General features: G+C 72.8%; 14 protein-coding genes. 3 read left to right on the top strand and 11 right to left on the bottom strand.

Annotated features, from left to right (window positions below; genetic code table 11):
• Nucleotides 1–87 precede the first annotated feature (87 nt).
• On the top strand, nucleotides 88–1,098 hold the full coding sequence (locus tag O7608_RS12080) for a YihY/virulence factor BrkB family protein (protein ID WP_289210043.1): 1,011 nt from the start codon (nucleotides 88–90) through the stop codon (nucleotides 1,096–1,098).
• Between the two features lie 79 nt (nucleotides 1,099–1,177).
• Here O7608_RS12080 and O7608_RS12075 read toward each other — a convergent pair whose 3' ends face one another.
• From O7608_RS12075 to O7608_RS12065, 3 genes are all read right to left on the bottom strand, one after another.
• Nucleotides 1,178–1,927, bottom strand: coding sequence for a Clp protease N-terminal domain-containing protein (locus O7608_RS12075; RefSeq protein WP_289210042.1), 750 nt, complete (start codon nucleotides 1,925–1,927; stop codon nucleotides 1,178–1,180).
• Between the two features lie 57 nt (nucleotides 1,928–1,984).
• Nucleotides 1,985–2,404 carry a roadblock/LC7 domain-containing protein gene (locus O7608_RS12070; RefSeq protein WP_289210041.1) on the bottom strand — a complete coding sequence of 140 codons (420 nt, stop codon included), beginning with the start codon at nucleotides 2,402–2,404 and terminating at the stop codon, nucleotides 1,985–1,987.
• A 65-nt stretch (nucleotides 2,405–2,469) separates the two neighbouring features.
• Nucleotides 2,470–2,841 carry a hypothetical protein gene (locus O7608_RS12065; protein WP_289210040.1) on the bottom strand — a complete coding sequence of 124 codons (372 nt, stop codon included), beginning with the start codon at nucleotides 2,839–2,841 and terminating at the stop codon, nucleotides 2,470–2,472.
• 299 nt (nucleotides 2,842–3,140) lie between these two features.
• On the opposite strand from O7608_RS12065, the gene O7608_RS12060 reads away from it, so the two are divergent.
• Together O7608_RS12060 and O7608_RS12055 are read left to right on the top strand one after the other, a co-directional pair.
• On the top strand, nucleotides 3,141–4,199 hold the full coding sequence (locus O7608_RS12060) for a glutathione S-transferase family protein (protein WP_421359715.1): 1,059 nt from the start codon (nucleotides 3,141–3,143) through the stop codon (nucleotides 4,197–4,199).
• Nucleotides 4,200–4,204: 5 nt separating this feature from the next.
• Entirely contained in the window at nucleotides 4,205–4,489 is a 285-nt protein-coding gene (locus O7608_RS12055; protein WP_289210038.1) for a putative quinol monooxygenase, read from the top strand.
• Between the two features lie 38 nt (nucleotides 4,490–4,527).
• Here the strand turns inward: O7608_RS12055 and O7608_RS12050 are convergent, their stop codons facing one another.
• The 8 genes from O7608_RS12050 to O7608_RS12015 all read right to left on the bottom strand — a co-directional run bounded on the left by O7608_RS12050 (nucleotide 4,528) and on the right by O7608_RS12015 (nucleotide 13,529).
• Entirely contained in the window at nucleotides 4,528–6,120 is a 1,593-nt protein-coding gene (locus tag O7608_RS12050; protein WP_289210037.1) for an ATP-dependent DNA ligase, read from the bottom strand.
• Nucleotides 6,121–6,169: 49 nt separating this feature from the next.
• Nucleotides 6,170–6,415: a hypothetical protein gene (locus O7608_RS12045; RefSeq protein ID WP_289210036.1), complete on the bottom strand. Its 246-nt coding sequence runs from the start codon at nucleotides 6,413–6,415 to the stop codon at nucleotides 6,170–6,172.
• Nucleotides 6,416–6,425: 10 nt separating this feature from the next.
• Nucleotides 6,426–7,811 carry a dipeptidase gene (locus O7608_RS12040; RefSeq protein ID WP_289210035.1) on the bottom strand — a complete coding sequence of 462 codons (1,386 nt, stop codon included), beginning with the start codon at nucleotides 7,809–7,811 and terminating at the stop codon, nucleotides 6,426–6,428.
• A 119-nt stretch (nucleotides 7,812–7,930) separates the two neighbouring features.
• Nucleotides 7,931–9,070 carry a M48 family metallopeptidase gene (locus O7608_RS12035; RefSeq protein WP_289210034.1) on the bottom strand — a complete coding sequence of 380 codons (1,140 nt, stop codon included), beginning with the start codon at nucleotides 9,068–9,070 and terminating at the stop codon, nucleotides 7,931–7,933.
• A gap of 32 nt (nucleotides 9,071–9,102) precedes the next feature.
• Entirely contained in the window at nucleotides 9,103–9,813 is a 711-nt protein-coding gene (locus O7608_RS12030; RefSeq protein WP_289210033.1) for a uridine kinase family protein, read from the bottom strand.
• Between the two features lie 28 nt (nucleotides 9,814–9,841).
• Entirely contained in the window at nucleotides 9,842–11,434 is a 1,593-nt protein-coding gene (locus O7608_RS12025) for a cobyric acid synthase (RefSeq protein WP_289210032.1), read from the bottom strand.
• 51 nt (nucleotides 11,435–11,485) lie between these two features.
• Entirely contained in the window at nucleotides 11,486–12,499 is a 1,014-nt protein-coding gene (locus O7608_RS12020; protein WP_289210867.1) for a cobalamin biosynthesis protein, read from the bottom strand.
• 118 nt (nucleotides 12,500–12,617) lie between these two features.
• Entirely contained in the window at nucleotides 12,618–13,529 is a 912-nt protein-coding gene (locus O7608_RS12015) for a single-stranded DNA-binding protein (RefSeq protein ID WP_289210031.1), read from the bottom strand.
• Between the last annotated feature and the right edge of the window lie 34 nt (nucleotides 13,530–13,563).

The raw sequence follows: 13,563 nt of genomic DNA, 5'->3' as shown, positions 1-13,563 counted from the left end.
ACGAAACCGGAGGTCATGGCGATGTCAGTTGCGCGTACGGCGGGATCACCCGAGCGCCCGGACGGCCCGCCGCGGCCGGAACCGACGGTGCCTGCCGAGGAGGAGACCGCGGTCCGGGCGGACCGTCCGCCGGTGGGGCCGGACGAGGGACCGGAGAGCCCCACCGATCTGTCCGGTTCGTCGTGGCGGGCGGTGGCGCGGCGGACGGTCCGTGAGTTCACCGCCGACGCGATCCCCGACCTGGCGGCCGGGCTGACCTACTACGGCGTGCTGTCGATCTTCCCCGGGCTGCTGGTCCTGGTCGCGGCCCTCGGGCTGCTGGGCGACGGTGCCACCGACGACGTCCAGGGGGTGATCGGCGACGTCACGCCGGGCGAGATCAGCGGGTTCCTCGACCAGGCGATCGACCAGGTCCGGGACAACGGCGGTACGGCCGGGGTCGTCGCGATCGTCGGTCTGCTCGCCGCCTTCTGGTCGGCCTCGGGTTACATCGGCGCGTTCATGCGGGCCGCCAACGCCGTCTACGACGTGCCGGAGGGCCGGCCGATCTGGAAGACCCTGCCGATCCGGCTCGGCGTCACCGCCGTCATCGGGCTGATGCTGATCGCCAGCGCGCTGATCGTGGTGTTCACCGGGGAACTCGCCGCGCAGGCGGGCGAGCTGCTCGGCGTCGGGCCGGCGGCGGTCACCGCCTGGGACATCGTCAAGTGGCCGGTCCTGGTGGTGCTGGTCAGTCTGATGTTCTCGATCCTGTACTGGGCGACGCCGAACGCCCGGCACGGCGGGTTCCGCTGGATCAGTCCGGGCAGCGTCCTGGCGGTGCTGCTCTGGCTGCTGGTCTCCGCCGCGTTCGCGTTCTACGTCGCCAACTTCGCGTCCTACAACGAGACGTACGGCACCATCGCCGGAGTCGTGGTCTTCCTGGTCTGGCTGTGGCTGACCAACATCGCGATCCTGCTCGGCGGTGAGGTCGACGCCGAACTGGAACGCGGTCGGGCGATCGCCGCCGGGCATCCCGGGGACCGCGAGCCCTACCTCGAGCTGCGCGACACCCGTACCCTCGCTCCTCGGCAGCGACCGCCCGATGGGCAGGAATGACCAGCCGGGCGCCGCCCGGCCCCACGGCTGGTCCGAGACCGCGCCGGCCCGGCTGGTCCGGCTGTGTCGCCCCGGCTGGTCAGGCCGTGTCGTCGCGCGACGGGACGTCGCGCAGGTACGTCTCGACGGCGGCCTTGGTGATGCCGAGATCGGCCAGTGGCCCGGTGCCGGCGGTGAACTCCAGCAGTGCCAGCAGCACGTGGGCGGTGCCGACGACCCGGTCGTCCAGCCGCAGCGCCTCCCGGAAGGTCAGCTCCAGCACCTTGCGGACGTGGGCATCGAAGGGGACCAGCTCGGGCACCTGATCGACGGGCGGCGGCAGGGCGGCGGTTGCCTGCCGACGTACCTGGTCGAGGTCGGTGACCTGCGCGGCGAGCGCCCGGGCGGCGAGCGTGCCGGGCGCGGCGAGCAGGGCGAGCGCCAGGTGCGGGGTGCAGATCTCGTCGTTGCCGGCCGCGCGGGCCTCGTTCTGGGCGGCGACGATCACGTCGCGCGCCTCGGGGGTGAACCGGTTGAAGCCCTGCTGCGGATCGAGGTCGTTCGGCTCGTTCGGCGACTTCGGCACGAACCGCTTCTGGGCGGCCTGCTTGGTGACGCCGATGGCCCGGCCGATCTCGGTCCAGGACGCGCCTGAGCGGCGGGCCTGGTCGACGAAGTGGCCGATCAGATGGTCGGCGAGTTCGCCGAGGTGGTCGCCGACGACGACCGCGTTGCTGAGCTGCGCGAGGCGGTCGTCGTCGGCCCGGCTGATGCCGGCGATCAGTTCGTCGAGTCGGACCGGCTGGTCGAACTGGAGTCGGGGCGTCGTGGAAGCATCGGATTCCGTCATGCGTCAACCATAGGTTGACGCATGATGACTCGTCAACCCTCGGTTGACGAACTGCCCTCAGAGGCGGAGCTGATTCGCCACGTGCACGTCCAGCATCGTCACCAGCCGCCCGGTCACCGCCCGCGCCTCGATGTGCAGCCGGGCCACGTTCAACCCGTCGGCGCCCAGAACCGCGAGCAACGCCTTGTCGTTGATCGCGTACACGGAGAAGTAGCCGCGGTGGCTACGCACCGTCGACTCACGGAACGGCCCCTGGCGCAGCGCGAGCCCGGTCTGGCGGCCGAGCCCGAAGGTCGCCGCCGCCAGCGCGGCCAGGTCGTGCGGCTGGGTGCCGTCGGTCAGGTCGTGCAGCAGCAACAGCCCGTCGACCCCCGCGACCACCGACCCGATCACCCCGGTGACCGCATGCTTGAGGGCGGCCAGTTCCGCGTACGCGGGATCCGGCGCCGCCGGTCCGCTGCCGTTGGTTGCCGACATCAGTGATCTCCGTTCACCCGCAACGCCCCGTCGCCCACCACGCCCCGACACAGCCGTGGCCCGACTCAGAGCTCCAGGCCGGCTTCGATCTGCCGCAGCTGGTGGCGGGCCAACGCCAGGTTCGACCGCGAGCGGCTCAGCGCCAGATAGATGAACAGCCCCTGACCGGAGCGGGAGGAGACCGGCCGGATCAGGTGGTACTGGGTGTCGAGGGTGATCAGGATGTCCTCGATCCCATCGTCGATCTTCAGCATCTCCAGCGTACGCAGCTTGGCCCGGACCACGTCGGTGTTGCCGGCCGCCGCGACCGAAAGATCCAGCTCAGCCGACCCACCGGCGGTACCCAGGGTCATCCCGCTGGAATAGTCCACCACCGCGGCACCGATCGCGCCCTCGATGGTCATCGCGTCCTTGAGCGCCGCGTCGAGCGAAGCCATGCCCTACCTCCGGATGATTCAGTTGGTCGGCGAGCATATGCCACCGGCGCTGCCGCACGGTCCCGGCGGGCCGCCTGCGACCGCGCACCGGGTGCCGCACCCCTCCGGTGTCACGTTGCCCACCGGAGGGTGACACGGTGCCGGGCCGTCCGCACGTCGCGAAGCGATTACTGGCTGAGCAGCCGACGGCCCGCCGCCGGAGCGCCGTCGAAGCTACCGGCATGACCGATACCGCAGCCCAGTGAGCCAGGGCAGGCGCCACGACCCGGGCAACGCGTCGGTCCGGTACGGGTAGCGGGATGCGACAGCCGTCGAGTGGGTACGGTGCTGATATGGCGAAAGCGGCAGACGGCACCTACGTCAACCCCGGCGGCGAGTTCACCCGCGACCAGCGCTACATCGCGACCCGGATCACCGCAGACGGGCGCGACGGCTACCCGGTGGCACCGGACCGGTACCGGCTCGTGGTCAGCCGGGCCTGTCCCTGGGCGAACCGGACCATCATCGTCCGCCGACTGCTGGGCCTGGAACAGGCGCTGTCCATGGGCGTCGCCGGACCCACCCACGACAAGCGGAGCTGGACCTTCGACCTCGACCCGGACGGCCGTGACCCGGTGCTCGGCATCGAGCGGCTACAGGAGGCGTTCTTCGCCCGGTTCCCCGACTACGACCGGGGAATCACCGTACCGGCGATCGTCGACGTGGCCACCGGCCAGGTGGTGACCAACGACTACGCCCAGATCACCCTGGACATGTCGACCGAGTGGACCGCGTACCACCGGCCCGGGGCGCCGCAGCTCTACCCCGAGCCGCTGCGGGCCGAGATCGACGAGGTCAACGCGGTCGTGTTCGCCGACGTCAACAACGGGGTGTACCGGTGCGGCTTCGCCGGCAGCCAGGAGGCGTACGCCAAGGCCTACCAGCGGCTGTTCGACCGCCTCGACTGGCTCTCCACCCGGCTGCAGACCCAGCGCTACCTGGTCGGGGACACCATCACCGAGGCCGACGTACGGCTGTTCACCACCCTGGTCCGGTTCGACCCGGTCTACCACGGACATTTCAAGTGCAACCGGCAGAAGTTGACCGAGATGCCGGTGCTGTGGGCGTACGCGCGGGACCTGTTCCAGACCCCCGGGTTCGGCGACACCATCGACTTCGACCACATCAAACGGCACTACTACGAGGTGCACCGGGACATCAACCCGACCGGAGTCGTCCCGCTCGGACCGGAGCTGGACAACTGGCTGAGCCCGCACGGGCGCGACCAGCTCGGCGGCCGGCCGTTCGGCGACGGCACCCCGCCACCCCCGCCACCGGCCACCGAGATCGTGCCGGCCGACCACAACCCGCTGGGCTGACGCATATGATCATCATTGCCGGCGCGCTGCACGTCGATCCCGCCGACCGCGACGCCTACCTGGCCGGCTGCCAGGAGGTGATCCGGGCCGCCCGGTCGGCACCCGGCTGCCTCGACTTCACCCTCGGCGCCGACCTCGTCGACCCCGGCCGGATCAACGTCCACGAACGCTGGGAGTCCGAGGCCGAACTGCTCGAATTCCGGGGCACCGGGTCGTCGTCGGAGCAGACCGCCCAGATCCGCGACGCGCAGGTCTGGCGGTACGAGGTGTCGTCGGTCGGCCCGCCGTAACGGCACCGACCGACGACACCGGGGCGCGCCGGCCGACGTCAGTAGGTGCGGCGGCCGGCGTGGATGGCACGAACCGTGTCGATGGTGTCCGCGTCGGCGGCCGACTTGTCGTCGCGGTAGCGCAGCACCCGGGCGAAGCGCAACGCCAACCCGCCCGGGTACCGCCGGCTCGCCTGCACCCCGTCGAAGGCGATCTCGACGACCTGCTCCGGGCGGACCCGCACGACCCAGTCGCCCTCCTCGACCGCCAGTTGGGTGAACCGCCGCGTCTGCCAGCGCAGCGTCTCGTCGGTCAACCCCTTGAACGTCTTGCCGAGCATCACGAACCCGCCGCCGGCCGGATCCCGGGCGCCCAGGTGCAGGTTGGACAGCCAGCCGGTACGCCGCCCGCTGCCCCGCTCCACCGCCAGCACCACCAGGTCGAGCACGTGCCGTGGCTTGACCTTGACCCAGGCGGCACCACGGCGGCCCGCGTCGTACGGCGCCTGCGGCGACTTGACCACCACGCCCTCGTGGCCGGCGTCCAGCGCGGCGGCGAACGCGGCGGCCGCCTGCCCGACGTCGTCGACACGCCACCTCGGTACCAACAGGCCGGCCGGGACCGCCGCTGCCAACGCCGGCCACCGCACGTCGCCAGGCTCGTCGAGCAGGTCCGCGCCGTCGAGGTGCAGCAGATCGAAGAAGTACGGTGTCAGCCGCCCGCTGCCGGCACTGGTCGTGCCGCTGCCGACGCTGGTCTTGCCGGCGGTGCTGGGGCTGGCGGCGCCGGGGCCTCCCACCGGACGGGTCGCGGCCAACTGGGACGTCTCCTGGAACGGCCGGGGTCGTCCGGCGGCGTCCAGTGCCAACGCCTCCCCGTCGAGCACGATCTCGCGGACCGGCAACGCCTGCGCAGCGGCGACCACCGCCGGCACCCGGGCGGTGATGTCGTCCAGGCTGCGGGTGAAGACCGCGACGTCACCGCCGCTGCGGTGCACCTGGATCCGGATCCCGTCGAGCTTGGTCTCCACGACCGCCGGCACACCGGTGGCCGCCACCGCGTCGTCGACCGACGCGGCGCTGCGGGCCAGCATCGGCGCCAGCGGACGCCCCACGGTCAGGGTGAGGGCGGCCAGTGCCGGCGCACCGCCGGTGAGCGCGGCGGCCGCCACCGTGGGCGGATCACCGGCGAGCAGCAGCGCGCGGCGTACCAACGGGAGCGGGACCTCGGCGGCGCGGGCCACCGCGTCGATCAGCAGCCCGGTCTGGGCACCCTGGCGTAGTTCGCCGGTGAACAGCCCGACGAGCATCCGCTGCTCGTCGGCGGTGGCGGCGGCGAACAACGCGCCCAGCAGATCGCGGCGGCGGGCCTGCGCGCCGGCACCGGTCACGGCGGCGATCGCCGTGACCGAGGCGTCGACGTCGGCGACCGACATCGACGCCTCGGACGCCGGCGGCGGCAGGTCACGCAGACCGGCGTACCCGACACCGGTCTGGCGCTGCCGCAGCTCGCCGGCGAGCCAGGCCGCACCCGCGGTCAACTCATCGGCGGTCAACGCCCGCAACGCGGCGGCGAGCAACTCCACCTTGGCACGCCGGCCGGAGGTGGCGCGCACCGCGGCCGAGGTGGCTGCCAGGTCGATGAACCGCACCGCCTCATCCTGGCAGCCACCTGCGACGAGTAGGGGCGTTGTCCGACGACTAGGCCGTGATCAGCTCCGGCTCGCCACGACGCGACGGCGTCGCCGCCGGCGGCTCCTCGACCCGCAGGCCACGGGCACGCACCTCGTCGGCCACCCGGGCCAACGCGGAATCGATGGCGCAGAGCGCGACCGAGAGCTCGCCGAGCTGGGCACGCAGCGACTCCTCGGGCCACGCGGAGACGTCGACGTCCCGCAGAGCACTGACCGCGGCGTCCAGCCGCGCGATCACCTCATTCGTACGCATGTTCGAAATTCTAGCGTACCGGCGCACCCGCAGGCAGCTGAATCGCCGGATCCGCCACCGCCGCGAGCAGGAACGCCTCCGCCAGACAGACCCGTTCGAACTCGCCCAGGTGCAGACTCTCGTCCGGCCCGTGCGCACCCGCGTGCGGGTCCTCCACCCCGGTCACCAGGATCGCCGCCGCCGGGAACATCTCCTGGAAGGTGGCGATGAAGGGGATCGACCCGCCGACGCCGATCTCCACCGGAGCCACACCGTCCCAGGCCGCCGCGAACGCCGCCCGCGCCGCGTCGAAGTACGGACCGGTCGCGTCGATGACGCAGGCGCCACCGTCACTTTCCAGGTTCACCTCGACCTGGGCCCCCCACGGGGCGTTGGCCTGCAGATGCGCGGCCAACGCCGCGTACGCGCTCGCCGGGTCGTCACCGGGTGCCAGCCGCAGACTCACCTTGGCCCGGGCGGTCGGCACCAGCGCGTTCGGCGCGCTGTCGGCGGCCGGGGCGTCGATGCCGAGCACCGACACCGCCGGCTTGGTCCAGAGCCGGTCGGTCAACGCCCCGGTGCCGGTGAACCGCACCCCGTCAACCATCCCGGCCTCGTCGCGCAGCCGCTGCTGCGGCAGGTCGACGGCGGCACCGGTCCGCCCCACCAGACCCGGTACGGCCACGTCACCCGCGTCGTCGTGCAGGGTGGCCAGCAACCGGCAGAGCACCGTCAGCGCGTCCGGCACCGGACCACCGAACATGCCGCTGTGTACCGCCTGGCGCAACGTACGCACCTCGACGAAACAGCTGACCAGTCCGCGCAACGACGTGGTCAACGCCGGTACGCCGATCTCCCAGTTCGCCGAGTCCGCGATCACGATGACATCGGCGGCCAACTCGTCCCGGTGGGCGTCGAGCAGCCGGGACAGCGATTCGCTGCCGTACTCCTCCTCGCCTTCGACGAAGAGCACCACGCCGACCGGCAGCGCGTCGCCGAACGCCCGCAGCGCCGCGATGTGCGCCATCACGCCGGCCTTGTCGTCGGCGGCACCCCGGCCGTACAGCCGGCCGTCGCGCTCCACCGGCTCGAACGGATCGCTGGTCCACAGCGCCGGATCGCCGACCGGTTGCACGTCGTGGTGGGCGTAGAGCAGCACCGTCGGGGCACCGGGCGGCGCGGGTCGCCGGCCGATCACGGCAGGCTGGCCGCCGGCCCGGACCACCTGCACGTCCAGTCCGCAGCCCCGGGCCAACTCGGCGACGGCGGCGGCGGACCGCTCCACCTGGCTGTGGTCGAACCCGTCGAAGGCGATGCCGGGAATCCGGATCAGTTCTTCCAGGTCGGCACGGACCCCGGGCAGCTCACGGGCGATGGCGGACCGCAGGTCGGCGGCGGTAGGGATGGCAGTCGTCATCCGACGATCGTAGGTGTCGGATCTCCGCACCCGGACCGCCGACGGCCGAACCGCCGCCGGATCAGCGGGGTCGCGGGCCGGACCGGCGGATCAGCGGGGTCGCGGGCCGGACCGGCGGATCAGCGGGGTCGCGGCCCCGAGCGACCGGTGCTGCTCGCCGCGCCCATCCAGGACCGGGCCCGGCCGGCCGCGCCGGTGGCCCACTCCCCCATGTCGGCGGCACCGGCACCGAGCCGGCGCAGCAGCCCGACGAGCGGATCCTGGCTGCGGCTGAACTCCTCCCGGTACGCCTGCGCGGCGGCCTTGATCTCCTCGGTCACCGACGCCGTGGCGTCGTCGCCGCGACGCGGATAGTCACCCGCCAGCACCTGCCCGTACCCACCGGCGTCGATCCACTGCCGCAGCGCGGCCGCCCGCGCCACCGGCACCGGATGGGTGCTCCACGCCGTCATCCGCAGCTTGTGCACGCTGTCGCGCAGGTCGCCGCCGCCTTCGTACTCGGCGGCCTGCTCCAGGAAGGCGGCCGTGTCGATCTGGCTCAGGTCGCCACCGCCGGCCAGCTTCATCAGCAGCCGCAGCGACGCCGCCGGATCCTGGGCGGCGAGCAGACCGGCCCGGTCACCGGACAGCTCCGCCTTGCGCCACCATTCGAGCATCGCCGCGATGATCGCCCGCAGCGCGATCGCCCCGACCGGCAGCCAGCTCAGGTTCGCCGCCCAGCGGGTCAGAATGGTGAGAATCGTCTGATAGACGGCGTGCCCGCTGCGCACGTGGCCCAGCTCGTGGCCGAGCAGGGTGCGCAGCTCCTCGTCGTCGAGCTGCTGCACGCAGGCGCTGTTGACCACGATGAACGGCTTGTCCAACCCGATCGCGGCAGCGCCGAGCACCGGGGACTGGGTCACGAACAGCTCCGGCAGCTCCGGTACGTCGAGCGTGGTCGCCGCCTCGACGAAGATCCGGTGCACCCGGGGATACTGGCGGTGATCCACCCGGATCGACGACGCGAGATAGGTCAAGCGGAAGGCGCGCTCGTTCCACATCCCGAAGAACGTCTTCACGACGTCGTCGAAGCCGCGCAGCTCCCGCAACGCGGTCAGCGCGCCCCGGTCGGCCGGGTGCTCCCAGGCCCGGGAACTGATCCCGGTCAGCACGACCCGCCGCCGGGTCGGGGTGGTGGCGTCGGGCGAGCCGCCGCCGGTGGTGGCGTCCGGCGTACCGCCGCCGGTCGTCGGCGTGGCGCCGTCGTCGTCTGCGGTCATCTCGGGTGCCCCCCGGGGTCGGCTGGACTGGCCTACCTCGCCGATGGTGCCCCACCGGCACCACCGGCGTCTACGTCCGCCCGCCCGCCGACCCGCCGGTACGTCGACGGATCCGCAGGTCCCGCCGCCGACGTGTCGACGACCAGATCGACCGCGGCCGCCGTACCGTCGGTGGTGAAGAATCGTTCCTCGGCCCGCCGCCACCGGTCAAGGGCCGGCTGCATCGCCGCCCCGTCGCGGGCCAGCGACCGGGCCAGCCGCACCGGCGCGGCGGCGGTGACGAAGACCGACAGCGTCGCGGCCGGCCGGATCGCCGCGCGGGCCGCGCTCACCCCCTCGATCACCAGTACGTCGGGCGGGTCGACGACGGTCCACTCGTCGCGGAACCGCCCGGCGACCCAGTCGTACCGTCGGTAGCGGGCCGGCCGACCCGCGCCCAGCGGACCGAGCACCCACTCGTGAAGCCGTGGCCAGAAGGTGAACTGGTCGTGCCAGCCGTCGAGCAGATCATCGGTGTGCACGACCGCGACCGCAGGAGGCGTCGGTACGGCCGCCGCGCAGGCGGCGGCCAGGCGCTCGGCGAAGGTCGACTTGCCCGCGCCGCTCGGGCCGTCCACGGCGACGAGTCGGACCCGACCGAGCCGGGCCGGGCCGGCGTACACCTGCCGGGCCAGCCCGGCGAAGGTCGCCAGGCTCCCCGGCCCGCTGATCGGCATCGCCCCCGTCTGCTGTGCGCCGCGCACCGCCAGTCGACCTCCCCGGTGTGTGTGGTCAGGGCGCCTTGGGCGCTCCCGGTGGGATGAACGGTAGCCCGGGCGGCGGCCCGCCTTCGATCAGTCGCCACAACGCGTCGGTGTCGAGATGCTCCTCGACCAGGTCGCCGAGCAGATCCAACCCGCGTTGGCGCAACGCCGCGAAGTCGGTGTCCGGCGCGACGACGAACCCGTGCCGGCCGGCCTGCCGGGCCACTTCGTCGAGGTAGCGGCGGCGGAACTCGTCGGACTCGAACGCGCCGTGCCAATGGGTACCGCAGATCGACCCGACCCGCACGCCCTCCGTACCGTCTGACGTGCCGCTGCCGCTGCTGGTGTCACTGCTGGTGTCACTGCCGCTGCCGGTGCCGCCGCCGCTGCCAGTGTCGGTGATCAGCGGCGCGGTCGACCTGGCGATGCGGGAGACGTACCCATGGTGGATCTCGTACCCGCGTACCGGCACGTCGCCGTAGGCGCGGCCGGCGCTGCGGGTTACGGTCTTGCGAGCGGCGAAGGTGATCTCGACGGGCAGCAGTCCGAGCCCTTCGACGCTGCCCCGACGGCTCTCCACCTCGTCGTGGACGACCCGGCCGAGCATCTGGAAACCGCCGCAGATGCCCAGCAGCGGGCGGCCGGCGGCGGCGTGCGCGATCACCGCCTCGGCCAACCCGGTACGCCGCAGCCAGGCGAGATCGTCCACCGTCGACTTGGTGCCGGGCAGCACGACCAGGTCGGCGGCGGCCACGTCGGCCGGGTCGACGGTGAGCCGGACCTGCACCCCCGGCTCGGCGGCGAACGCCTCCAGGTCGGTGGCGTTGGAGATGCGGGGCAGCCGGACCGCCGCGATCCGCAGCGTGTCGCGGCTGCGCGGCGCCGTGGGCCGACCGATGGTCCGGCCGTACGCGAGGGAGTCCTCACCGTCGAGCCAGAGGTCCGGCCGCCAGGGCAGCACCCCGTACGTCGGCCGCCCGGCGACCTGGTGCAGCATGTCGATACCGGGTCGCAGCAGTCCCAGGTCGCCCCGGAACTTGTTGATCACGAATCCGGCGATGTGCGCCTGGTCCTCGGCGCTGAGCAGCGCGACGGTGCCGAACATCGCGGCGAACACGCCGCCCCGGTCGATGTCGCCGACGACGATCGCCGGAAGATTTGCGTGCCGGGCCAGCCCGAGGTTGACGAAGTCACCGGCCCGCAGGTTGATCTCGGTGGGGCTGCCGGCCCCTTCGCAGACCACCACGTCGTACTCGGCGCGCAACTCGGCCAACGTGGCGTGGACCGTGCCGGCGAGGCGGGACCGCATGGTGCGGTAGTTGGTCGCGGTGACGGTGTCGACGGCTTCGCCGAGCAGCACCACCTGAGAGGACCGGTCGCTACCCGGCTTGAGCAGCACCGGGTTGAACCGTACCTGCGGCTCCAGCCCACAGGCGGCGGCCTGCATCGCCTGCGCCCGACCGATCTCGCCGCCCCGACCGTCGGCCCCAACAACGACCGCCGAGTTGTTGGACATGTTCTGCGCCTTGAACGGGGCGGCCCGCACCCCTCGGCGTTTCAGCCAGCGGCAGATTCCGGCGGTCAGGACGCTCTTGCCGGCGTCAGAGGTGGTCCCGGCCACCAGCAGCCCACCACCGCCACCGCCACCCGTCAGGACTCGACGATCTTGCACTTATCGACGGACAATCCGGACGAAAGCTCTCGATAACTGCAAGATCGTCGGGAGAGCCGGGAGGGCGCGGAGAGCCGGGAGAGCAGCGAGGGCGGGGAGGGTGGCGGCTGCGGTGTGGCTGATCAGCCGGGACAGGGTCGCGGCCCGCTTTATTCGACGCGGTGACGGCCTTGGACCGTCGCCAAGGTACGGACGGACTTCAGAGCGCCCGAAGTAGATGTTGCGTCCACCGAGCCGGACCCCGAGCGCACCGGCGAACGCCGCCTCGCACTGGCCCGCGTTCGGGCTCGGGTGGTCGGCCCGGTCCCGCCGCCACACCCGCAACGCCGCCGCCCGGTCGCCCTTGACCGCCGGCGCCCACCACACGGCGGCCAGGCCGGTCAGCCGTGCCGGCACGTAGTTCAGCAGGTCGTCGAGGCGTGCCGAGGCGGTGCCGAAGCGCGCGTAGCGCGGTGAGCGGTGCCCGACCATCGCGTCGAGCGTGTTCACCGCCCGGTAGCCGACCAGGCCGGGAAGACCGGCGACGGCACCCCAGAACAGTGGGGCGACCACCGCGTCCGAGGTGTTCTCGGCGACCGATTCGACCGTCGCCCGGGCCAGCTCCGGTGCGTCGAGCGCGGCCGGATCCCGCCCGCACAGGTGGTTGAGCCGGGCGCGGGCCGCCGGCACGTCGTCGTCGCGCAGCGCCCGCGCCATCACCCGAGCCTCGGTACGCAGTGTGCGCCCACCAAGCACCGCCCAGGTCGTGCCGGCGACGAGCGCTGCTCGGGCAAGCGGGTGCCGCCGGGTCGCCGCCGCAGCGGCCGCAGCGGCGAGCACCGGCGCGCCGACCGCCACCGCCGCGAAGGCGACACCGGCACCACGGGTCGGCCGGTACATCCGCCGCTCCAGCGCGCCGGCGAACCGGCCGTACCCGGCGACCGGATGCCACCGGCGTGGATCGCCGAGGACCGCGTCGAGGGCGTACCCGGCGAGCAGCCCGCCAGCCGTGGCGGCTGCCGCCGCACTCCGGATCCTGCCTGCGTGGTGTGCCACCACGGCAGCTTACGTCGGCCCGGTCCGCCCGCCCGGTCGCGGTGGTACGGCCACCCGACGCCGTACCACCGCGACCCGACGGTCAGACCTCCGACGGTCAGACCGGCACAGGCGTGCGGGCGCGGGACCGCCGTTGCCGGCCGGCCGGCTCGGGCCGGTCGGTGACCGGCCGGTCCGTGACCGGGAGCGGATCACCTGCCGGCTGGTCGGCGGACGGGTGGTCAGCGGCAGGGCGGTCGTCGGACGCACCCGACGACGTCGCGTCCGACGGCACCGCATCGAATGCGCCGGACGTGGGACCTGACGCGCCGGATGTCGGCTCGTCGGCCTCGTCGGGCGGCTCCTCGTCGAGCGGGTCGTCCGACGGCGTCAGACCGCCGAGTACATCGGCTGACTGTGCGGCGAGTGCGTCGGCCGCCTGTGCGGCGAGCACGTCCACGGCCAGCGTGATCGGCCGCCCGGGGCGGTTCGGCTCGCCCTCCACCGGGGACGGGACGGACGGCTCCAGGAACATCGGGTCGTCGTCGCCGTCGAACAACTCGTTGTGCGTCGGCGGTGCCTCGCCCGGCCGTACCTGCGTGGTGGCCTCGCCCTGCACCCGCCGCTCCGGGTCGTCGCCGGCGACCTCGCTGGTCGCCAGGGTCGGCCGGTTACGGGTGAACCGGCCCCGGCCCCGGGCCAGGTCGTGGCCGACGGCGACGGCCTCCATCTCGTACTGCAGGCGGGGCTTGCCGTCGCCGTCGACCCAGTCGCGGGTGTAGAGCCGGCCGACGACCACGACCGGGTCGCCGAGCATCACCGAGGAGGCGACCCCTTCGGCGAGCTTGCGCCAGCAGTTCACCCGCACCCGCAGGCTGTTGCCGTCGACCCACCGGTTGTTCTCCCGGTCGAGGCGGCGGGCGGTCGAGGCGACCTTGAAGTTGGCGACCAGGGTGTTGGTCTGGGTGGTCCGGCGCCACTCCGGCGTGGTCAGCACGTTACCGACGACCGTCACGTACGTATCGAACATCGCATCTCCGTAGGGGGTTCGTGGGCTGGGTCCC

Origin of the sequence: Solwaraspora sp. WMMA2056 (genome assembly GCF_030345095.1) — a bacterium.
In the GTDB taxonomy this organism is placed as follows: Bacteria; Actinomycetota; Actinomycetes; order Mycobacteriales; family Micromonosporaceae; genus Micromonospora_E.
Note: the sequence above shows the minus strand (reverse complement) of the source record. Positions and strands in the feature narration are given on the sequence as shown.